Origin of the sequence: Chlorogloea sp. CCALA 695 (genome assembly GCF_003003885.1) — a bacterium.
In the GTDB taxonomy this organism is placed as follows: Bacteria; Cyanobacteriota; Cyanobacteriia; order Cyanobacteriales; family Chroococcidiopsidaceae; genus Aliterella.
This window is the reverse complement of sequence record NZ_PVWN01000073.1, coordinates 1-19,478: the sequence shown is the minus strand read 5'-3', so window position 1 is coordinate 19,478 and position 19,478 is coordinate 1. Positions and strand designations below refer to the sequence as shown.

Sequence of the window (19,478 nt, the reverse complement as noted above, 5' to 3'; positions counted from 1 at the left end):
TGGCAGGTCACGTCAGTCCTGTAACTACCGCACGGTATGACAGGCGGGGAGAAGCGGCTAAACGTAAGGCGGCGAATCTGCTGCATACGCCCTACGTGCGATAAGTCACGGAACCAAATAATGGTAATAAGAAGCCCTCTAGCATACTTCCGCTATGTATAGTACATAATCTTGTCATGTTCATACACGATCAATCATCTAAAACTTAGCTTTAAACATTTGAAAGTTTAAAATTAAAACGCATACCTATTGACATACTCCCTGGGCTATCGCAACACAGGGATTCTAATTCTTGGTTCACGGAAGTCCACTTACTATATCAGATTACTCATCAATAGTAGAGGCAGTCTTCTCCCCAAGCTTTCCTTCTCTCGAAGCAGATTCCCAATGCCCTTGGGTACTGTTTTGCCACTCTTGCCCTAAAACTTTCATGCCTTTAGTTAGGATATTAATCGCCGCGTTTGGATCGCGGCAAACCTCCACCCCACAAGATGAGCATGAATGAGTCCTCGTGCTGAGTGACTTTTTTACTCGATGACCACAGTTTGAACAATCCTGAGATGTGTAGTTTGGCGAAACTGCCACCACTGCTTTGTCCCAAATTTTGCCATAATACTCTAGCCATTGAGTGAACTGATACCAACTAGCGTCCGTTATAGACTTAGCTAAATGGTGGTTTTTGACCATGTTCTTGATTTTTAAATCCTCGTAGACAATCACATCGCATTTGTGAACCACGCACCGAGCTTGTTTTATTGCCCAGTCTTTACGCTGCCTTTGAATTTTTAAATGAACTCTACCCAGTCGTTTCCGTGCCTTGTGGTAGTTATTTGATTGAGGCTTCTTACCCAATTCAAACTTCTTGCTTAATCGTTTTTGCGCTTTTTTAAGTCTACGTTCAGACTTCCTTAAAAATTGGGGATAGATGACGGCATTGTCATTTTGGTCTTTGGTGAAGTATTTTAACCCTAAGTCCAAGCCAACAACATTACCCGTGTATTCCCCGTACTCCTTACGGTCGGCATCAAAACAGAACTGAGCATAATACCCGTCTGCCTTGCAAACTACCCGAACGCGGTTTATCTTAAGCCTGTATAAATCCTCTCTCGTTTGGTTGTTGCAGTATATAGATAACGAGCCAATGCCAAAGCCATCAGTGAAAGCAATAGTTTTGCAGTCTTCTGACAGCTTCCAGCCTGAGACTTTATACTCTACCGAACGACAATGCTTTTTAAACTTGGGATACCCTTTCTTCTTTTCTCCTTTCTTACAACGAGTATAAAAACTAGATATAGATGCCCAAGCTCTTTCGGCACTGGCTTGTCTTGCTGCGGAGTTTAGCTTAAGAGCGAAAGCAAACTCTTTAGCTAAGTCTTTGCACAGTTTGTATAAGTCTGCTTTGCCAACCTTTCGATTGTCCATCCAATACCGAACCGCCTTATTTCTAATGAATTGAGCAGTACGAATTGCGTCATCAAAAAGCTGGTATTGTTCCTTAGTCCCGTTTATTAGCTTGGCTTCTCTAACTATCATGCTACTATTTTATCACACAACCAAGCTGATAAAACAATATAATATTAATATAAAGCCGGGCTGAAGCCACGGGGCTTTCAACCCATTTTTCTGGTAAAAATCATCGACGGAGCAGAATAGTTCCTCTAAACTAAGCGTAAAGCATCCAGGTGGATTGATTAGTTAGTTCCTTCAAACGACCTGTTTTGCCGCCTTCTTTGGCTTTTACCTTATCCCGAACTGACGTTAAATAACTTGATTTTTTCTTGGAGGAAATTAATAGCGATGCTATATCACCTAAATTTTCATATAGAATATCCTGCTGATATGTCCCAGCAAGACTTATTTACTATCTGGGCTGAGGAAGCTGATGCTGCCCTGGGAGCGAAGAAAAAGGGAATTGTTGTTGATTTATGGAAGTGCGTCGGAATGCGGCGAGTAATTGCGATCGTAGATGTACCTTCACCTGATACTTTAGACCAAATTTTGTTGGATTTGCCGATTATGAAAAAGCATGGGCAGCACGTTCAAGTTCAGGTGACTGGATTGAGAAGGTATGAGGATTTTGCGGCTGATGTGAAAGCTCGCCTGGATAGTTAGTCGTTTGAAAAGAATGGCATCCAACCGCACTGCTTTCGGTATGACTTTGGTATGAGCATTATGTGCCAAGGGGTAGATATACTGTACGGTAAGGAGCTAAAGGGTATCAAAAGCGATAAAGTCTACTGCCGCTAAACCTAAGAAGCGTTGAAGTAAGCCTTAGCCGCAGCTTACTTGCAAAGGATTGGGGAGGATGAGGATTAGTATCGGCAAGAAAATCTCTAGTCCTGTGACTATCGCGCGGTATGACAAGCAGGGAGAAGCAGGTAAACGCAAGGCGGCAAATTTGCTGCATACACCGTATATTCGATCACAGAAAAATTAAACTAGCTCACATTATTATTTTTGCAACCTAACCCACAACGAGGAGCTGAAGTACCATCGGACACACAAGAGGATGATTTCGGGCTGATAGTGCCGCCACTTGAACGGAGTTTTATGATTCATCAGAGACAGGCAGGATGTTTTTATCTAATAGAATTATTTACCTTACCCTTTTTTGCAACATAGCCCTTAATTGTACCTTGCCCAATCAAGAACTGCTGTAACCATCTTCTGTCACTTTCAGGAGGGTAAAATTTAGAACCTGCTTTAGATAAGGATTTTAGCAAAATGACTTCTAATTAAGTCTAATATTAGAAAATAAAGCCTAAAAGTCATACATTACAAGCTATTTCAAGTTTCAATTCGTTTTTTCCTTACTCAGAGTAACAGACGAGGGGTAATAGCTACCTCTTTGCTTTCTCTCCTCTCCCTGCGTAAGTCCTGATAGCGTTGAATAATTGTCATACTAAATTAATAATTGGGTATACGACACTACAAACAAGAGGAAGCGATCGCTACCCTATATGAGTCCCGCGTATAAAGTTATATTAAGGTTGTGTCCAAATCTGAAGTGCGGTTTCCTGAATGCGAATGCTATTAATAGCCAATACTATTTTTGAAATAGGAATTGGTTCTTTGTTTATTTTGTTTCCAACTCTGTTTTTAACAGATAGCGAACTGTCTATTTCTTTACTACGGGTAATTGGATGCGGTGCTTTGGCTTTAGGGACTTTGAGTTATTTAATGCTGGATTTGACTCATAAAAAAGAACTAAAACCGGGATTAATCACTTTATCTACTTTTCATAGTCTGGTAGCGATTACCCAAATTTACAGCTTTATTGGTGGCATGACTAATGCACTTGTAATCATCATACATTCCGGTTTTGCAGTATCATTTACCAGTGTCTCATGGCAGCGAATTAGATCTAAGTAAAAGCGCTTGCCTCTGGTGTAGCTTGAATCGGTAAAATGCTAGAGTATATAGCGATTACTACGCTTGAAAAGTGTAAATAAAATATGGCTGACCAAAAAGATAAAGCTCAAGAAAAAAACCGCCTTGAACAGCTTCAAGAAGAACAAGGCAACACAGATTCTAAACACTCTGGTGGTGCTGGCGCTTCTGGCGGTAATTCGGGTGCAGGTAAATCTGGTTCATCAAAAGTTTCTGCCTCTGGTACACCTGATGATATCGAAAAAGTTGATGAGCAGTAAAGCTGACTCTGACGGCGAGTCAAGATTTAACTGCGTCGGATTTCATCAGTAACGAGAGCAAAATAATGGTGGATTAAATACCTTATTATTCAGTCCACCGCAACGCGATCGCACGTTCTTATAACTTGAACGAAGTGGTGTTAGAGTCTTGGCTTAAACACCACTCATTTAGTGCGTAATACTTGCGCTCATCATTCACGTTTGTGGAATTGTGAGTTTACTATCACTCCGGTTTTACCAAGAGATCCAAAAATTAGAAAACTTATTCAGTTATAGCAATCGGCAAGTCTTTTAGGACGTAAGCTAGAGAGAAAGTTCACTATCTAAATCTGATAGCACTCATGGCAAAACCCTATAGTTACGACCTCCGTCAAAAAGTCATTAATGCTATCGAATTGGATGGTCGTAGAAAGTGTGAGGTAAGTGAAATCTTTAAGCCTCAGCCGTAACACCATTGACCTGTGGCTGAAGCGCAAGGCTCAAACAGGGGACTTAAAGCCTAAGCCCAATAAACCGCCTGGGAATAATCACAAAATCATAGACTGGGAAAAGTTTCGCGATTTTGCGAAGATTCATGGGGATAAAACCCAGGAGCAGATGGCGGAGCTTTGGGAGGGAGATATAAGTTCACGAACGATCTCCCGTGCTTTGCAAAAGATTGGGTTCACGCGAAAAAAAAGACTTATGGATATATTGAACGGAATGAAGCTAAGCGTCAAGCATTTTTGGAGCAATTAACGACGATAGACAAGGTTTCTTTCGGGAGGAATCCTTCCCCCCGAAAAAACCGCCCCAATGATATCGTCTATGCCGATGAAGCGGATATGGACAACCGAGACGATTACGGCTATGGATGGAATGAGCAAGGGGAACGCTTTCACGCACTTAAGTCCGGCAAACGCACTGAACGAGTCAACATGGTCGCCGCCTATTGTAACCATAAGTTAATGGCTCCTTTTACTATTGTTGGAGCTTGTAATCGGATAGTTTTTGAAACCTGAGCGCGAAACTTGTTTGCTCAAGGCTCTCCAACCAGGACAGTAGTTGGTGATTGATAATGCCACCTTTCACAAAGGAGGGCGCATTGAAGCATTGTTGGAGCAGGTGGGGTGTAGAGTGCTGTACTTGCCTCCTTATTCTCCAGATATTAACAAGATTGAGAAATGCTGGTCGTGGCTCAAAAGTCGCATCCGTCACTGCAAGAGCAAGTTTGATTGCTTACGAGACGCAATGGAACATATTTTAAGGCTTGCCTCCTAACAGCTATGGCGACTGCTATATTTAGCGTTTTTACGCTTGGGGATGATGGGCGTGGTGTGCTGACGACGTAAAGTACAACGAATCCTCTGCGCGACAAGCGCCCTTATCGCCTACTAAGTAACGAGGACGTTACTTGGGTTTTCCTCGCTTAATGCGCTTAACCTTTAGTGCAGTATTAAGGCAGGGAGAATCCTTTGACATCACTGCATTGTCCTGGCGTTAAGACAAACTGCATTGGTTTACCCATGCCTTCGGCTTGGATATGGATTTTGGTGCGGCATCTTTTTGGATGAATTATTCATCCAAAAAATGCCTTGCTGAAACCGCCTTTTGAGCGTCCGAGTGCTTCTTGCTGCTGAAGAAACTGGACACTAAGCGATTGTTGTCTTGCAAGTCGTTTCCCCTTTTTGCTCTTGCGGCGTGTTGATGAGCGCGGACAATGGTGCTATCGATAAAATGTACTTCCCAATCGATTTGATTGGTGGCATCGGCGCTCTGCTGCAAGCGATTTAAAATCCTCCTGCCAGATGCCTTGGGAGCGCCAAAGATAGAAGCGGCACGGGTATTGTACCCCGTGACCCATAACGAGTAGGCAAATCATTCCACGGCGCACCCGTGCGGTGAATCTACAAAATGCCGTTGATAATCGCAAGGGTGGTCAGCGGCAGGTCTCCCAGGACGCGCTTTTTTTGGCAGCAAGGGATAAAGTTTTTGCCCTATTTGCATCATTTAGGTCACCACGATGTAGTGGCATGGAAAGTTACTCCAATTGGTTTTCAGATATTAGACTACTCATATTCTCATCTCTTCTCCACTGCATCTAGTGTCTCTTTTTTGTTTGCAGATACGCCCTAGAGTTTGTTAATAATTTCTTAGAAAAATCGTTAGATTTTGAGGACAAAAAAACTTTAGTTGTGACCTAATCAAAAATTTCCAAAATCGGAGAATAACTTTCTTATTGTCTAGAATGTTGACAGCAGATTAAGCACTTATACTGCTTAGTTCTTCAGTGCAACTCCTGTTACAAATTAAGAAGAAAATCAAAATGAACAGAAACCAAAGAAATCACAAAGGTCAAGTTGAAATTAATGACCTGATCGATGTTGCCGTAAATAATGCTGTCTTCAGACGGAAAGGGATTATAGATTCAGAAGATGCTTTATCTGATGAGCAAGCGGGAAATATTGCAGGTGGTTCTATTGTAGAGAAGATTATTTACTTCGGTGGCTACTTACTTGGACAAATTAATTAATTGTCAATCTTCAAATATAAAAGATACTCTTTGGAGGAGGCTCAATTCATGGAAAACATTGTTGTTAATAAGACTACGCTTTGTCCGAGTGCTAGACCAGAATGGAAGGAGAGTGTTGTCTTCGGTTTAATTAGTGGAACGGTAACAGAACCCCGTGTAGCTTATTTAAAGCAGCCACTACCCGTTACAGATGAACTGATGGCAAAGGCTAGCCCAGTTACACCCACTGAAATTTTTCGTACAGCTGCACCTTGCGCGACTAAAGGTTGTCACCATTTTGATGGTAAAGACTGTCGTCTGGCACAACGAATTGTAGAGCAGTTGCCTACGGTAGTAGAGGAACTGCCACCCTGTTCCATCCGCCGAGATTGTCGATGGTGGCAGCAGGAAGGCAAAGCAGCTTGTATGCGTTGTCCGCAAGCGATCACTGATAACTATAACCCGTCTGAACTAATGCGTAACGTGGCGACACCAAGTGCCAGTTAAGTAACGTTACCTGATGTCTTTAAGTTATAAAAGGAGAGGATTATGTCTGCAAATATCAATCAAAGAAAGTGCAACAGTCAAATTGAAATTACTGACTTGATTGCAGAAGCCGTGCAAAATGCATCTGCACGACGAAACCAAGTTTTAGATGCAAAAGAGCCTCTATTGGCATTTTCTGAGGAAGAAGCAAATGGTATCATGGGTGGTCAGGTAGGAAAGGCTGATTATACAACTTGTGGAATAATTTCGTGCGATCCACCTTTTCTCAGTTAATTGCTGACTTAAAAGCAAAGCGAGAGGGGAGACGGGTTCAGTCTGGGAATATTTGATATTTACGGTCCTTGAGAGCGACTGTTACGGTGAGGGAGAGGGGATGCTTGGTTTTTTTGGCTTGGCCGTCTGCTTTGGGCATTAAAGCAAATGGTACGAACAAAGTTACCCCTCACTGCCTACTTCAAGCTATAGCCGAGGCAACATTCGAGAGCATTCATTCCAAATAATCATTGAAAAAGTAGAGGAATTACGGTTTAATTTAGGCTCTGGTACGAGTAAAGGAGCCAAACACCTATAGGTGTTCTGGAAAACTTACAAATTTGCTGAACTCTCTTTATAGTAGTTCAAATTAAAAATATCTTGTTACCTTCATAGCTTATGACATTTCTATTAAACTCTCATAATGTTTTCGATTACTTAGTTACACAGGGTTTGTGTAATCAGTCAGAGCCACCTCTCAGTAAGGTAGAGCCAGTTGCTGCCAAGAACTTTAACTTATTACTGACTTTTGCTAATGGTCGCAAACTTTTAGTTAAGCAAGAACGGCACACTCAGGAGGGGAAAGCAGTTGGTGAGTTTTTAAGTGAGTGGCGAATTCAAGAATTCTCACAGCAATTTTCAGAACTGAATTACCTGCGTCCATCTTTACCAGAGGTGCTGCATTTTGATCGGGAGAATTCCATTATTATCAAGAGCTACCTGGATGACTATCGGGATTTAATGGATTTCTACACGAAGGAAAATAGTTTCAACAGTGAAATTGCTGCGGCAATTGGCACAACGATCGCAACTATCCATTGTGAGACTTTCAACCGCCAAAACTATCAAGATTTTTTCTCAAAAAATAGAGAAAACTCAGCTAACGACCAAGTGACGAGTTTGATACGAGGGTTAGAAAGGATTTCGCCAGAAATTTTTGGTTTAGTACCTGATGATGGGTTGAAATTTTTTGCCCTTTATCAGAGATATGATAGTTTGGGGCAGGCGATCGCGCAATTGGGTAATACTTTTACTCCTTGTTGTCTCACCCACAATGACCTGAAATTGAATAATATCCTTCTGCCAAACGATTGGGAGCAAGCAAGTAACCCTGTTGTTCGGCTGATTGATTGGGAACGTTCTGCTTGGGGAGATCCAGCTTTTGATTTAGGAACAGTCATTGGTAGCTATGTGCAAATCTGGCTAGGTAGCTTGGTTATTAGTAATTCTTTGAGTATTGATGAATCACTGCGGTTGGCAATAACTCCCTTAGACAAAATTCAGCCTTCTATTTTTGCGTTAATCCAAGCGTATTTTTGCAAATTCCCCGAAATTTTAGAACACCGTCCTGATTTCTTACAGCAGGTGGTGCAATTTGCGGGTTTTGCTTTGATTCAACAGATTCAGGCAATGATTCAGTATCAAAAATCTTTTGGGAATACGGGTATTGCCATGCTTCAAGTTGCAAAGACGTTGTTGTGCCGTCCGGAACAATCAATGCCAACGATTTTTGGTGCGGCTGAATTAAAACAGACTCGGATTGAAATCCCTGGCTAATAACTTAAGTTCGTCAAAACGGACTGAAAACTTATATTCGTAGCAGTTAGCCTTGAAATTAATTTTGGGGCGAACAAAGAAAACTTAAACATAGGGTAAATCCAAAATCCTTGCATCAAATGACACAATTACTCAATTCTTCACCAACTCAACAGTCAACTGGCGTAACTAAGCAATTACTAGATGTTCTAGAAGACATTGTTCACATTGAAATTCATTCTGATTTCTCCATTCGCCATCCAGATTACAAACCCTTGAAACTGCCAGCAGAGGCGGTTGACCGTTTTCAGCAACTGCCTGAACAGATGCAGGAAAAATATCTGAGTTTGCAACTGCGGAGTTTTCTTTACGGTATGTATTACAACGGTTCGATGCGGAGTGTCTTAGCACCAGAGGGGGAGGAAAATGGTTTAAACCTGGATTTGGAGAACAATACGTTATTAGGGGTAGATATGGCGTTTTATCAGCAACTACATGAAAGTAATTGTGGAGAAGGCTATTTTGACCCTGGCTGGTCTGTTCTAAAAGAAGAAACTGATGGTACTTTAGCGGTGACTAAGGGCAGTTTGAGGCTGCATATTAAACGGGATAAGCATCTTCAACCTGCTGAAAAATCCGTTGCTGTAGGTAAATTAGTGGCTATCCGGATGCCAAAGAATCTAGTGCAAAATGGCTTTTACATGGCAGTGGGCAATGCAGGAGTACAAAGTCAGCAGCATTTAGAACAACCGCAACAAATAGTACGTATCTATTTGAACTTAACCCCCTCTGGTACAGTAGAAGTCATGCGGAATTTAACCCAGCAGTTAAATGCTATTTCTATTGAGTTTAGTTTCAAAGTTCTCTATAATCCAGACGACTACAAGCGTTACGACTCAGGGGTTTTATATTTTGATAAGAGGGATTATCAGGCAGTTAGAGAAGTTTTACAGGCTGTTTATCAGCAGAAAGAATCGCATTTTAAGTCAGAGGTTCCCCTATTCACTAAGCAGCTAGCACCAGGGTTGGGGTTAGCAGAAGAACCAGACCAAAAGTTTGGTGTTCAGGAGAGCTTTGGGATGAACCGCTGTCAGATTGTGGCGAATGGCTTACTGGAAGCTTGGCATCAAGGAGATGACTCGCTACAAGGGAGAATGCAAGCTATCCTTGGGCAATTTTCTCATTTGGGGATTGACTTACAGCGCCCTTATCTCAATGCCAATTCAGAGGATATTTATTAGAGTATTTCAAGAAAAAAAGTGGTCAAATTGTCATTCTGACCGTAGGGAAGCATCTCAATACTTGTCGTAGTCGATAGTTGTCAAACGAGATCATTTATTTTTTGGAACATTCTTAGTAGTTCCATTGGTTGAGGGAAATAAACTGATTAGCTAGGCTATAGTCCGATGCTTCGATGTTGGCGATGGACTTGACGATACTCAGGTAGCTCATACTTTTTGATGGGTCAGGGTGCTGGTAGACTGCTAAAATGCCGGGATGATTTTGGTTTGCTTTTTGGAGAGTTTGGAAGTCATCACAGTTGCGGGTCAGTAATACACGCTCTTCAAGTCTCGTATACTCAAGTACAACTGAGTCAGGCTTGCTCATTAAAGCTGCAACGCTTAACTGTAATAAGATCATGACCTGCACTCCGTAACAAATTAACTAAACGTTTTGCCTAGGAGTCTTCATCAATGAGTAGTTTTAGGCTCAAGGGAGACTCCTTGTTCTTGGAGGCGGTAACGTTCCTCTTCGGCTTCAAGCTTAAGGAGTTCTTGGTGACTTTCGCAATAGCGAATAGCCTCCTCAACGGCAGCAAGGGGGAGATTCCAATTCTCTGCTGCCTCTTCTAGTGACATTTGGTTAACAACCATATCCTGCCAAACAGTCGAGGCAAGTAATTTTCGCCCTTTAATGTAAAGTTGCCGCCGCCAAGGGTGAGGTCGTTCTACCAGATACTGCCAGTCGCCTATTTGGGGAGATTCAAGTTCTGGGATAAGTAGGCGGACTTGCCCTTCTCTTGTGTGGAGAAATAGTTGAGTACCTGGACGCATCTGGCGTTTGAGAGTGAACATTAGATCGATGGAACGCAGGATTGTTTCTTTGGTATTAGGAGCAGCGATCGCATCACGTAGCCAGTTAAGCTTTGCTTCTTGTTCTGGAGTAATGTTGAAGTTCTGTCGCTTGGTTTCTACCGTTTCTGGATTAGATGATATCGGCATGGTCATGTTACCTCATAAGTAGAAATCAAATTGGTAAGTAAAATATGAGTATATCACACTCATTAAAGTGACATCATTAATGCGATGTCTACGACGGGCTTCTCTACGAGACGCTACGCGAACGCCTACGCATTTTTAGCAATGGAACCATTTAATTCTGTTGATCAGCATAGAGTTTGGATACTGACCTTGGAGTTAGGTTTAGTCCTATGGCTTGGAGAGTATCGTGGCAAAAATAAACAATGGTTGCGGTGGTATGATGCGGCTTTATAAGTGGATTCCCACCGCAAAACAATTAGAGCGACAGCAGAAACAATTGGCTCAAAAAGCGAGCAGAACGGTTAATAGAGCGCCTACGATGCCGACTCTTAGGGATTGACGAGAGAGCAGATTTAAACACTTTGTAGCGGCTGTGGAAAGCGATCGCGCAGTTTATCAGATTGTAGCGCATAGCATAATGTCTGCTCCTACCGCCAGAATAAATAACTCTAAATTTTTACAGTTCAGGCCAAGAAGATTCTTGGGCTGATTTTTTATATGTTTTTCTAATTTGTATTAATGAATGAGGTAATAACTAAAGAAAAAGGACATAAGTATTTTATATATATCATCAAAAATTAGGTAATTCGTCCAAATGAATATAATATTTTTACTTTTTTAAAAATAGCGCAGTAAATTTGATAACTAACCAACATATAACTGCATTAGTTTTGTCTATTTACTAGGGATTAAAACCTTGAAATACTAGATTAAATAATGGATTATGTTAATGGGAGGAGGCAATTAAAAGTCTAATTCCAACTGAAACAATTTTACTTAGGAGTACAATTCCAATGGCTACAATTGCAATTTATAATCTGCGTGCGCCTGGTGCTGAACTATTTATGGATTCTGAAAGCTATCTCCAAGAGCTAACAGATACCGAGATTGATACAACTAAAGGTGGATTATTCTGGGTTGGGGTTGCGGTAGGCATTTTGATTAGCGCACGCTACTGCTAGACTAGTATATTTATCTTTTTCCATCTAAGTATCTATGTAAAATTAATTATATATTTCTGAATTCTGTATCCTGTATTCAGTAAAGCAAACAGCAAAAAAATATATATAATTAGTTTTGCTTAACTACTTTAAGCAAATAACCAGGCTCTCTATGCCTGGTTATTTGCTTAAAAGCTTTGAATAATTTCAATAGGCTCAATTTGTTGTTTTAGCCATTGAGAGAATAAATCTGCCAGGATGTTGGTGCGTAGTTTCTCATCTAATGTCGGCTGAATTAATTCCTCCACTAAAATCAGGTGTACTCCCTTGGATGTCACAATTGGCTTGAGAAGTTGTGGCGGTTTAGCAGCAAAAACAGCAGCAGAAATTTCCGGCTTCAAATCCTTACGGCGCACTATCCCCCGATATCCCCCATGGCGACGTAATTCCGTATCTTGAACATATTTGTGAGCAACATCATAAAAACTCACCTCACCTTCTTTAATGGCATAGAAAAGTTCAATTGCTAAATCTTCATCATCCAGAACGACTTCATACATAGCCACACCGACATAATCTAGCTGATACTCAAAAAACCAAGGTTCAACTTTATCTGCAAATAAATGTTTTGCCAACTTTCCAGAAATGAGACTGGTATAAGCAATTTCTTCAAAATCATCTAAAGAAAGACCATGTTTTTGCAGCCATTTCCAGGTATCTTCAGCAGTGTGAAGGTTGTTTATTAATCGAAGGGTGTCTGCCGTTTTCTGAAGTGCTTTATCTTTTATTTTGATACCAGCTTCTTCAGCAGCTACTGAAATAATTTTGCGGGTAACAATCTGCTCAATTATCTCAGGAATTTTGTAAGATAGCTTGACTTGTTGAAAGATATCATCGTTGGTGACGGTGATAGTTTGAGACATGATGTTTCTCCTAAATTAAATAAACGAGATTAAACGTGAAATGTTGATCTCTGCTTAACCCTCTCCTAAGAGGAGAGAAAAGAGGAAGAATGTTTTTCGTTGTGAGGGGGGATTTTCTCCCTCTTCACTAGTAAGAAACTTTGTTAGATGGTTCGGTTGAGAAATGGGTAAATACCCTGAAATACCTACAATTTCAAACCACCCTGCTGCAACTGCTTAAATGGATCGAGCAGAAAATCAATAATCCGACGCTGGCGCACAATTACCTCCGCCGTTGCCGTATCCCCTGGACGCAAGGCAATACACTTATTTTTACTAGAAATACAATGTTGATTCAGGGCAATTTCCAAGTTATAAGCTGCCACTTTGCCATTAGGTGTATCCACTTCCGTGGTAGTAGGAGAAATATTCACTAACTTGCCTCCTACTACTCCATAATCCTGAAAAGGATAAGCATCAAACTTTAGTTTCACTAACAATCCTTTCCGCAAAGAACCACTCTCAGTCGTCGCCATCAGCGCCCTAACAATTAGCGGCGAACTTTGGGGTGCAATCTCCGCCACTAAAGTTCCCGGTTGCACCACAGACCCAGCCCGTTGAATCGGCAATTGAAAGACTATACCGTTCACAGGTGCTTTTAAAATTCGTTGTCCTAATTGAATCCTCAAGGATGAAATCTGACTTTTACTCTGAGCAATTTCTGCCTTCAGCGTACTAATTTCCGTCTCCATAATCTTCTGCTGTTCCTCGCTTTTTAAGATAGCCAGCTTACTGGAACGAGTTAAAGTCTGATAGCTCCGTTCCTGTTCCTTTAGTTGCAACTGGGCCTGTTCAATATCCGTTTTGGCTTTGCGAATAGTCCGCTCATAACTACTTTGTTGTTCTGCCAAACGTAGTTTAGATTGCTCAATATCTGACTTACTTTGCTCAGACAATTTTTGCTTTTCTTTAGCTATATCTCGCTTTTCTACTAAATTAATCTCCGCAACAACTCCCTCCTGCCTTAACTTGCTATAGCGTTCAACCTCTCGTTGGGAACTTGCCAAACTACTCGCCACTAACTTGCTAGCAGTTTGACTATGCTCAACAGTTTGCCGTGCCTGATTGACTTGAGCTAGTTTTTCTGACTTCTGTAAGTCATAGGAATTATTAAGAGCGTTAAAGTTCTGCCTAGCCTGATCAATTTGAGACTGCTTCTCTAGCTCTTGAGATTGATTTTGTTGCTGTTGAGTCGTTAAAGCGACAACTAACTGATTCTGAGATGAATTTAACTGAGACAGCCGATTTAATTGACCTTCTAACTTATCTTGCACCTGCCGCAAGTCGGCATTAACCAATTGAGATTCTAGTACCAACAAAGTCTGCCCAGCTTTTACCAAATCACCCTCTTTTACCAAAATTTGGGCGACAGTTCCTGGTACAGCAGTATCTAGCTTAACTGTCTGACCTTTAGGCTCAAGTTGACCTCTAGCAGTACCCGTTTCATCTACCTTAGACAGCATTGCCCAAGGTAAAACTATAGACACAAATACTACTAGAAAATACAGCAATCCCCTTGTCCAAACCTGGGGCAAGCTATCAAGTGATTCTTGAGTTACGTCTGACCAATCATCTGAAGTAATGGCTGGTGTTTGGGAGGTTAAAACTAGTTGTTGTGCATCCGAAGGTACTTGGCTTGTAACCCTTCCATTCAATGTATTCGGCATGATTTTTCCTAAATTCAATTTTAGATTTTGACCACAGATAATTTGCCTCATGCTGGGAGCAAAGCAAAAGTTCTCCCTGTTTCCTTTTCCTCCTCGTTTACGCAACTGTGTCGAATTGCTGTTGATTGAGATAGAAATAATGCCCTCGTTTAGCCATTAATTCTTGGTGAGGGCCACTTTCAATCAATACCCCCCGATCCAGCACCAAAATTAAATCTGCATTCCGCACAGTGGAAAGACGATGGGCAATTATCAAGGTGGTTCGCCCTTTAAGAATTGTGTTTAAATTTCGCTGAATGATCCTTTCCGACTCTGTATCCAGATGGCTTGTCGCCTCATCTAAAACCAACAGCTTAGGATCGCCTAGTAAGGCGCGGGCGATCGCAATCCGTTGTCTCTGTCCACCAGATAACAACCCTCCACCTTCACCAATCTGCGTTTCATAACCCATCGGTAACTTTTTAATAAACTCATCAGCACCCGCTAACCGAGCCGCCTCGATCACCTCTTCTAACGTTGCGCCTGGATAAGCTAGACTGATGTTTTCCCGAATCGTACTGCCAAACAAAAATGTGTCTTGGTCAACAACCCCAACTTGCTGACGTAAGGAACGCAAGGAAATACTCGTAATATCCTGTCCATCAATCAATATTTTGCCATCCGTAGGGGGATACAACCCCAAAACCAACTTAGAAATGGTGGTCTTCCCAGACCCACTACGTCCCACCAGCGCTACCATTTGCCCGTCGTGTACTTCAAAACTGAGATTTTCTAAAACATTAGTATCGCTTTCTGGGTGATAGCGAAATGTTACGTTGTCAAAGCGAATGTTTCCCCTAACTTCTGGTAAGTTTTGCCGTGCTTGATACTGTAAATCCTCTTCAGGTTCCGCATCCAGCACATCATTAATCCGTTCTACAGCAATTACTACTTCCTGCACTTGATTCCACAACACCGTTAAGCGTTGGAAGGGCGTAATAATTTGACCCAGCAGCATATTAAATGCCACCAATTGCCCTATAGTTAACTGGTTTTGAATCACTTGGTACGCCCCAAACCACAGCAAGGCAGTAGTTACCACTGCTTGAATTGTGTTACTGAAAATTTGTAGGCGATTGCTGATGACCTGCCCAGAGAAGTTCGTTTTTATCTCTTTATTCAATAACTCTTCCCAATGCCAACGAACTGTTTGTTCCACAGCGGTGGATTTAACAGTCCGCACACCAGTCAGGGCTTCAATCAAATAACTACTTTCGTTGGCAACAGCATTAAATATTTCCCTGGAAATCTTCTGTAAAAAAGGCGTAGCAATCAAAGCCAGTAATGCAAAAGGCGGTACAATCACTAACGCGAGCAACGCCATTTTCCAGCTGTACCAGAACATCAATCCCACATAGATAAAGACTGTAAGTAAATCTAGCAGGATAGATAAAGCCTCACCAGAAAGGAAACGCTGAATTTTGCGGTTTTCCTGCATACGAGAGATAATATCTCCCACATAACGGGACTCAAAGAAACTTAAGGGGAGTCGTAGAGTATGGCGGATAAACCCGACAATCAGGGATAAGTCTACCCTGCTTGCCATGTGATCTAACAGATATTGCCGCAACCCCATCATCGCTACACGGAAAAGACTAAAAATTAGCAACCCAATCCCTACGGCTGTTAAGGTTAGTTCTGAACGTTGCACGACCACTCGGTCTAAAATTAACTGGGTAAATAATGGGGTGACGAGTCCAAATAATTGAATAAACACCGAAGCCATAAACACTTCCAGCATTACAACAGAGTGAGGCTTCATCAACTCAAAAAATTGCCAAAAGGGAGTCGAAGTCTCTTTGGCATCTTTGAGAAAGACTGTGGGTTGCAACAGTAGTGTATAGCCCGTCCAGTTAGCTTTAAATTCCGTGTGGCTGAGGCTGCGTTGACCAATCGCAGGATCGGCTACAATCACTTGTTTGCCATTGATTTCATAGACAACAATGTAGTGCTTTCCTTCCCAGTGGGCAATCGCTGGCAATTGTTGCTTCGCTAACTGGTCAAGACTCGCTTTTACAGGTCGCGTGGCAAACCCAATACTTTCCGCCGCCGCCGATAACCCCCGTAACGACGAGCCATTGCGGTCAACATTAGCGATATCCCGCAGGCGATTGATACTAAACCGTTTTCCCCAATAGCGAGATATCATTACTAAACAAGCTGCACCGCAGTCCGAGGCACTCTGTTGGGCAAAAAACGGATAGCGCCGCAATACGTGGTGCCACAAATGTCCCACTCGCTGGGTAGGGTTGGGAAAGTAAGCCTTACTAATCTTCTTCTGAGGCTGCGCTTCTACCGCTACTTTTGACAGAATATCATTTTCATAGCTTTTACTCGATTCAGCTGACCATACTAGGAGGTCATTCGAGTTTACCTGCTGTGAATTACGCGCCTGTGCTTCATTCCACAAATGCTCCCGAATTTGGGGATATTTAGCCATCAGTGGCAGTAATTCTTCACCTGGAATAAAGTACAATTGCAAAGAAACGGAAGCCCTAGCTGTATATGACTGAAACTTAGCCTCCTTAAACAAGGTAAATTCCCCAAATGATGCTCCTGCCTCCAGAGTAACGATTATTTCACCTGCTTCGTCTAGCAACCTTACCTTGCCAGCCACCACAATATAGATACCAGTAATTCCATCAGTTCCTTGCCAGAACTTTCCAACTTTTGGCGTTAGAGATTTAGCTTGTTTAAGACAACGTTGAAATTCTTCCTCAGAAATAGAATAGCCCAAAGCATTACTTAGCTGTTGCAGAGATAACTGCTCAAATAGATTTTGCATCATAATTGTCTGATAGTCTCAAAAATTCAAAATTAACAGGCAAAAATTCTTGATTATCTGATGTAGTTCCCTGTTTTAGTTCATTAATCAAAATTTTGGAACCTTGGGCTTGAATCGCTGTTTCCTCGACATGATTCGGCTTTGGTATAGTGGACAGCCCCATTTGCTTGAGCAGGCGCTTGAGATGGCGATCGCTCACTGAAATCCCCAATTCCTTTGCCAAATGTTTACTTAACCAGTTTGCTGTCCACCGCCGAAAAGAATAGCCGTAATCGCGAGGACTACCGTTAACTAATTCTCTTAAACGCGCTAAATACTGGTCGTTTGCTGCTTTTGGGCGACCAACTGCACATTCTTGCCATTGATGCGCCATCCCAGCACGAGCTATGTGCATCCAATGCCGTACTGTCGCTGCACAACACCCTAATAATTGACAAATTTCGGTTTGAGATTTCCCTTCTGACGCTAGCAACATGATTTGAACTCGCTGGCGGTATGACTTAGGCAAATCCTCTTGCAGACTTTTTTCCAGCCACTTGTGCTGAAAAGGTGTCAAATACTGACTTTGTTTTTCCACAGCAGTGCCTTTCACACGAATTTCTACTACTGATACATTTGCTCAAATTCACTTTCCGCAAAAAAGTGAATAATTGAAGACATTTTTGAGCTAAAAATATGTAATTTACAAAAATTATTTTTTGTATTTGATGCTAACCAAAAGCACCTCAGTATTTATACTGATTTTTAAATTTTAGAAAATAAGAAATAAGTGTTTTTACACTTTAAAAAAGTATACAAAATAGTCTAAGTAGCAGAAAAACAAAGCTTGCCTCTAAGAAACTGATTTTGCTTAATAATTTTAGTTAAGTGAAGTGTATCAATTAAAGCCATTTTTTAAAGCTTAAATAATCGCCTAATATCGTAGTTAAACTATTTCATAATCTATTTTTCATAAATTTTTTGAATAGCAATCGCAGTCGCAAAATTATTGTTTTTGTATTAATTAGTTTAAGTATAGACTGACAAATAGCCCCGTATCTTGATGATTGGGTAGGTACAAGGGGTTAAGTTAAGCGGAGGTTAGCACGCTCTCTCTACTGATGAACCAACTCGGATAAGCGATCGCGCTATTATTACTTTGCTCAGTCATGGGTTAAGAGCTTCGGAAATATCAGTGCTTAACGTCAACAACTGAAAAGGCAAAAGACTTACTGTTCATCGCTCCAAGAGCAGAACGTCAGCGAAATGCCTTTGAGCAAGGAAGCGCGGCAACACCTGGAAGCATATTTAGAATGGCGGCAGCAAAAGGGTAATGTATTTACACCAACTCTTGATAGCCCCATGTTTCTGTGCCAAGATCCGAAGCATTAAGGAAAACGGCTGGGTTACAAGGGGCTTTATGGAATGGTGAAAAAGTTGGGAGCGATCGCTTCTGTAGACGTTGGGAAAGGGCATTGCTGAAGGCAGGTATGAGTCACTGAGGGACTGGAACATCCCAGAATTTAAGGTAGTGCAGTAACAATCGAACTGAGTGTCTCAGCATTTCCTCTGACGAGCGAATAGCACAAAGTTTTCCGATGCAGTCGAGCCTGATAGCGCCGTAATCGGGTGTTTTCTCCCTCAACGCGTGTCATGTAAGTTTTGGAGATAATCTGGTCACCCTCTGGAATAAAGCTAGGATAAACCGACCATCCATCAGTAACGTAAAAGTAGCAATGCCATGCGCCCACAATTACCCACAGGGGTCGAAATGTTTCTGCACTATGGTCACCTAAAACCTAGCCCAAGATACCTTGACTAAAATGGTCTACTGCCGTCCACAGCCAAATTTTGTTTTTTTCTACAGTAGCAAAGTTAGCTAGAGTAACTGTGCTTCCAATGAAGCAAGGTAATCAACTGGAGAACGTCGAAAGCGTAGTTGTTTGACTCGATTGATACGATGTTGTTCTAACTGGGAACGTAATAAACACCAATCTGCTATTGATAAAGGCGCTAATTGCTGGGTACACCAGGTGGTAAGTTGAGTAGCAACACAAGCAATTTCCTTGAACACTGCCACGTAATAGGGGTTTGAGTAGCAAGTGGATACTGTTGGTCAACTTAACAAAACCAAGAAAAAGAGGACTATAGAAACAACAGCAAGAGATATTCTAGAAATTAATTATTCGAGTAACCAAGTTAGGTAAAGGAGTCAGGGTATGTCCCTACATCCAAGACCCATCAAGCCAGTCCCAAAACAAACAGCGCAAGTGGCAAAGGCAGCATTTCCAAAAGGGAATTTATATCTAACCATTAGGGATGAACTAGGAAGGTGCGATTCGTTGAATGCTGAATCACGGTAATCAGTCCGTACATAAGCATTCTAGCCAAGACTCCCAAGTCTAGCT

Annotated in this window: 22 protein-coding genes and 2 pseudogenes; 14 read left to right on the top strand and 10 right to left on the bottom strand. The window is 41.7% G+C overall.

The features are described 5' to 3' along the window. Nucleotides 1-324: 324 nt before the first annotated feature. Nucleotides 325-1,533 (bottom strand): RNA-guided endonuclease TnpB family protein, encoded by a 1,209-nt coding sequence (locus C7B70_RS22425; protein ID WP_106371161.1) that lies wholly within the window; start codon nt 1,531-1,533, stop codon nt 325-327. 264 nt (nt 1,534-1,797) lie between these two features. Between C7B70_RS22425 and C7B70_RS22420 the strand changes: the two genes are divergently transcribed. The 5 genes and pseudogenes from C7B70_RS22420 (at nt 1,798) to C7B70_RS22400 (ending at nt 4,910) form a co-directional block, all read left to right on the top strand. Further along, nucleotides 1,798-2,112: a muconolactone Delta-isomerase gene (locus tag C7B70_RS22420; protein ID WP_106371160.1), complete on the top strand. Its 315-nt coding sequence runs from the start codon at nt 1,798-1,800 to the stop codon at nt 2,110-2,112. A 193-nt stretch (nt 2,113-2,305) separates the two neighbouring features. After that, a complete protein-coding gene (locus C7B70_RS28525; RefSeq protein WP_255409373.1) occupies nt 2,306-2,437 on the top strand; it encodes a hypothetical protein in 132 nt (43 codons plus the stop codon). A 584-nt stretch (nt 2,438-3,021) separates the two neighbouring features. Beyond that, a complete protein-coding gene (locus tag C7B70_RS22410) occupies nt 3,022-3,372 on the top strand; it encodes a hypothetical protein (protein ID WP_106371159.1) in 351 nt (116 codons plus the stop codon). Between the two features lie 83 nt (nt 3,373-3,455). Continuing rightward, on the top strand, nt 3,456-3,650 hold the full coding sequence (locus tag C7B70_RS22405; RefSeq protein ID WP_106371158.1) for a hypothetical protein: 195 nt from the start codon (nt 3,456-3,458) through the stop codon (nt 3,648-3,650). A 341-nt stretch (nt 3,651-3,991) separates the two neighbouring features. Continuing rightward, nucleotides 3,992-4,910, top strand: a pseudogene (locus C7B70_RS22400) (IS630 family transposase). 294 nt (nt 4,911-5,204) lie between these two features. On the opposite strand, the gene C7B70_RS22395 reads toward C7B70_RS22400, so the two are convergent. After that, nucleotides 5,205-5,414, bottom strand: a complete 210-nt coding sequence (locus C7B70_RS22395) for a hypothetical protein (RefSeq protein WP_106371157.1) — start codon at nt 5,412-5,414, stop codon at nt 5,205-5,207. 541 nt (nt 5,415-5,955) lie between these two features. Here C7B70_RS22395 and C7B70_RS22390 point away from each other — a divergent pair. The 5 genes from C7B70_RS22390 (at nt 5,956) to C7B70_RS22370 (ending at nt 9,677) form a co-directional block, all read left to right on the top strand. Continuing rightward, nucleotides 5,956-6,162 (top strand): hypothetical protein, encoded by a 207-nt coding sequence (locus C7B70_RS22390; RefSeq protein ID WP_146134142.1) that lies wholly within the window; start codon nt 5,956-5,958, stop codon nt 6,160-6,162. 48 nt (nt 6,163-6,210) lie between these two features. Further along, nucleotides 6,211-6,648, top strand: coding sequence for a nitrogen fixation protein (locus tag C7B70_RS22385; protein ID WP_106371155.1), 438 nt, complete (start codon nt 6,211-6,213; stop codon nt 6,646-6,648). Nucleotides 6,649-6,690: 42 nt separating this feature from the next. After that, nucleotides 6,691-6,921 carry a hypothetical protein gene (locus C7B70_RS22380; protein WP_106371154.1) on the top strand — a complete coding sequence of 77 codons (231 nt, stop codon included), beginning with the start codon at nt 6,691-6,693 and terminating at the stop codon, nt 6,919-6,921. A gap of 378 nt (nt 6,922-7,299) precedes the next feature. Next, on the top strand, nt 7,300-8,457 hold the full coding sequence (locus C7B70_RS22375) for an aminoglycoside phosphotransferase family protein (protein WP_106371153.1): 1,158 nt from the start codon (nt 7,300-7,302) through the stop codon (nt 8,455-8,457). A gap of 119 nt (nt 8,458-8,576) precedes the next feature. Then, on the top strand, nt 8,577-9,677 hold the full coding sequence (locus C7B70_RS22370) for a T3SS effector HopA1 family protein (RefSeq protein WP_106371152.1): 1,101 nt from the start codon (nt 8,577-8,579) through the stop codon (nt 9,675-9,677). Between the two features lie 112 nt (nt 9,678-9,789). Here C7B70_RS22370 and C7B70_RS22365 read toward each other — a convergent pair whose 3' ends face one another. Continuing rightward, nucleotides 9,790-10,077: a DUF5615 family PIN-like protein gene (locus tag C7B70_RS22365; RefSeq protein WP_233221073.1), complete on the bottom strand. Its 288-nt coding sequence runs from the start codon at nt 10,075-10,077 to the stop codon at nt 9,790-9,792. A 50-nt stretch (nt 10,078-10,127) separates the two neighbouring features. Further along, nucleotides 10,128-10,658 carry a hypothetical protein gene (locus C7B70_RS28025; RefSeq protein WP_233221067.1) on the bottom strand — a complete coding sequence of 177 codons (531 nt, stop codon included), beginning with the start codon at nt 10,656-10,658 and terminating at the stop codon, nt 10,128-10,130. A gap of 84 nt (nt 10,659-10,742) precedes the next feature. On the opposite strand from C7B70_RS28025, the gene C7B70_RS28020 reads away from it, so the two are divergent. Both C7B70_RS28020 and C7B70_RS27225 read left to right on the top strand, forming a co-directional pair. After that, nucleotides 10,743-10,931 (top strand): hypothetical protein, encoded by a 189-nt coding sequence (locus C7B70_RS28020; RefSeq protein WP_146134141.1) that lies wholly within the window; start codon nt 10,743-10,745, stop codon nt 10,929-10,931. Nucleotides 10,932-11,491: 560 nt separating this feature from the next. Further along, complete coding sequence (locus C7B70_RS27225; RefSeq protein WP_199192452.1) at nt 11,492-11,659, top strand: hypothetical protein; 168 nt, start codon at nt 11,492-11,494, stop codon at nt 11,657-11,659. 167 nt (nt 11,660-11,826) lie between these two features. On the opposite strand, the gene C7B70_RS22355 is transcribed toward C7B70_RS27225, so the two are convergent. The 4 genes from C7B70_RS22355 to C7B70_RS22340 all read right to left on the bottom strand — a co-directional run bounded on the left by C7B70_RS22355 (nt 11,827) and on the right by C7B70_RS22340 (nt 17,668). Next, nucleotides 11,827-12,561 carry a peptidylprolyl isomerase gene (locus C7B70_RS22355; protein WP_106371151.1) on the bottom strand — a complete coding sequence of 245 codons (735 nt, stop codon included), beginning with the start codon at nt 12,559-12,561 and terminating at the stop codon, nt 11,827-11,829. Between the two features lie 185 nt (nt 12,562-12,746). Further along, nucleotides 12,747-14,267 (bottom strand): HlyD family efflux transporter periplasmic adaptor subunit, encoded by a 1,521-nt coding sequence (locus tag C7B70_RS22350; RefSeq protein ID WP_106371163.1) that lies wholly within the window; start codon nt 14,265-14,267, stop codon nt 12,747-12,749. Between the two features lie 97 nt (nt 14,268-14,364). After that, complete coding sequence (locus tag C7B70_RS22345; RefSeq protein WP_106371150.1) at nt 14,365-17,094, bottom strand: ABC transporter transmembrane domain-containing protein; 2,730 nt, start codon at nt 17,092-17,094, stop codon at nt 14,365-14,367. Then, nucleotides 17,075-17,668 carry a helix-turn-helix domain-containing protein gene (locus tag C7B70_RS22340; protein ID WP_106371162.1) on the bottom strand — a complete coding sequence of 198 codons (594 nt, stop codon included), beginning with the start codon at nt 17,666-17,668 and terminating at the stop codon, nt 17,075-17,077. The genes C7B70_RS22345 and C7B70_RS22340 overlap by 20 nt, the downstream gene beginning before the upstream one ends. Nucleotides 17,669-18,336: 668 nt before the next feature. On the opposite strand from C7B70_RS22340, the gene C7B70_RS28520 reads away from it, so the two are divergent. After that, nucleotides 18,337-18,462: a hypothetical protein gene (locus C7B70_RS28520; RefSeq protein ID WP_255409372.1), complete on the top strand. Its 126-nt coding sequence runs from the start codon at nt 18,337-18,339 to the stop codon at nt 18,460-18,462. Further along, entirely contained in the window at nt 18,441-18,572 is a 132-nt protein-coding gene (locus C7B70_RS28515; RefSeq protein ID WP_255409371.1) for a hypothetical protein, read from the top strand. Before C7B70_RS28520 ends, C7B70_RS28515 begins: the two co-directional genes overlap by 22 nt. Here the strand turns inward: C7B70_RS28515 and C7B70_RS22330 are convergent. Beyond that, nucleotides 18,566-18,929: pseudogene (locus C7B70_RS22330) on the bottom strand (IS1 family transposase); the annotation flags it as partial. The gene C7B70_RS28515 and the pseudogene C7B70_RS22330 sit on opposite strands and share 7 nt — an antisense overlap. 20 nt (nt 18,930-18,949) lie before the next feature. Further along, nucleotides 18,950-19,150 (bottom strand): hypothetical protein, encoded by a 201-nt coding sequence (locus C7B70_RS22325; RefSeq protein WP_106371149.1) that lies wholly within the window; start codon nt 19,148-19,150, stop codon nt 18,950-18,952. Between the last annotated feature and the right edge of the window lie 328 nt (nt 19,151-19,478).

Bases quoted from the DNA above. Each gene is read 5' to 3' on its own strand.
- C7B70_RS22385 (WP_106371155.1), top strand. From the start codon at position 6,211: ATGGAAAACATTGTTGTTAATAAGACTACGCTTTGTCCGAGTGCTAGA.
- C7B70_RS22425 (WP_106371161.1), bottom strand. From the start codon at position 1,533: ATGATAGTTAGAGAAGCCAAGCTAATAAACGGGACTAAGGAACAATAC.
- C7B70_RS22410 (WP_106371159.1), top strand. From the start codon at position 3,022: ATGCGAATGCTATTAATAGCCAATACTATTTTTGAAATAGGAATTGGT.
- C7B70_RS28520 (WP_255409372.1), top strand. From the start codon at position 18,337: ATGCCTTTGAGCAAGGAAGCGCGGCAACACCTGGAAGCATATTTAGAA.
- C7B70_RS22350 (WP_106371163.1), bottom strand. From the start codon at position 14,267: ATGCCGAATACATTGAATGGAAGGGTTACAAGCCAAGTACCTTCGGAT.
- C7B70_RS22375 (WP_106371153.1), top strand. From the start codon at position 7,300: ATGACATTTCTATTAAACTCTCATAATGTTTTCGATTACTTAGTTACA.
- C7B70_RS22380 (WP_106371154.1), top strand. From the start codon at position 6,691: ATGTCTGCAAATATCAATCAAAGAAAGTGCAACAGTCAAATTGAAATT.
- C7B70_RS28020 (WP_146134141.1), top strand. From the start codon at position 10,743: ATGTCTACGACGGGCTTCTCTACGAGACGCTACGCGAACGCCTACGCA.
- C7B70_RS28025 (WP_233221067.1), bottom strand. From the start codon at position 10,658: ATGCCGATATCATCTAATCCAGAAACGGTAGAAACCAAGCGACAGAAC.
- C7B70_RS22420 (WP_106371160.1), top strand. From the start codon at position 1,798: ATGCTATATCACCTAAATTTTCATATAGAATATCCTGCTGATATGTCC.
- C7B70_RS22390 (WP_146134142.1), top strand. From the start codon at position 5,956: ATGAACAGAAACCAAAGAAATCACAAAGGTCAAGTTGAAATTAATGAC.
- C7B70_RS22345 (WP_106371150.1), bottom strand. From the start codon at position 17,094: ATGATGCAAAATCTATTTGAGCAGTTATCTCTGCAACAGCTAAGTAAT.
- C7B70_RS22370 (WP_106371152.1), top strand. From the start codon at position 8,577: ATGACACAATTACTCAATTCTTCACCAACTCAACAGTCAACTGGCGTA.
- C7B70_RS27225 (WP_199192452.1), top strand. From the start codon at position 11,492: ATGGCTACAATTGCAATTTATAATCTGCGTGCGCCTGGTGCTGAACTA.
- C7B70_RS22365 (WP_233221073.1), bottom strand. From the start codon at position 10,077: ATGATCTTATTACAGTTAAGCGTTGCAGCTTTAATGAGCAAGCCTGAC.
- C7B70_RS28525 (WP_255409373.1), top strand. From the start codon at position 2,306: ATGAGGATTAGTATCGGCAAGAAAATCTCTAGTCCTGTGACTATCGCG.
- C7B70_RS22405 (WP_106371158.1), top strand. From the start codon at position 3,456: ATGGCTGACCAAAAAGATAAAGCTCAAGAAAAAAACCGCCTTGAACAG.
- C7B70_RS22355 (WP_106371151.1), bottom strand. From the start codon at position 12,561: ATGTCTCAAACTATCACCGTCACCAACGATGATATCTTTCAACAAGTC.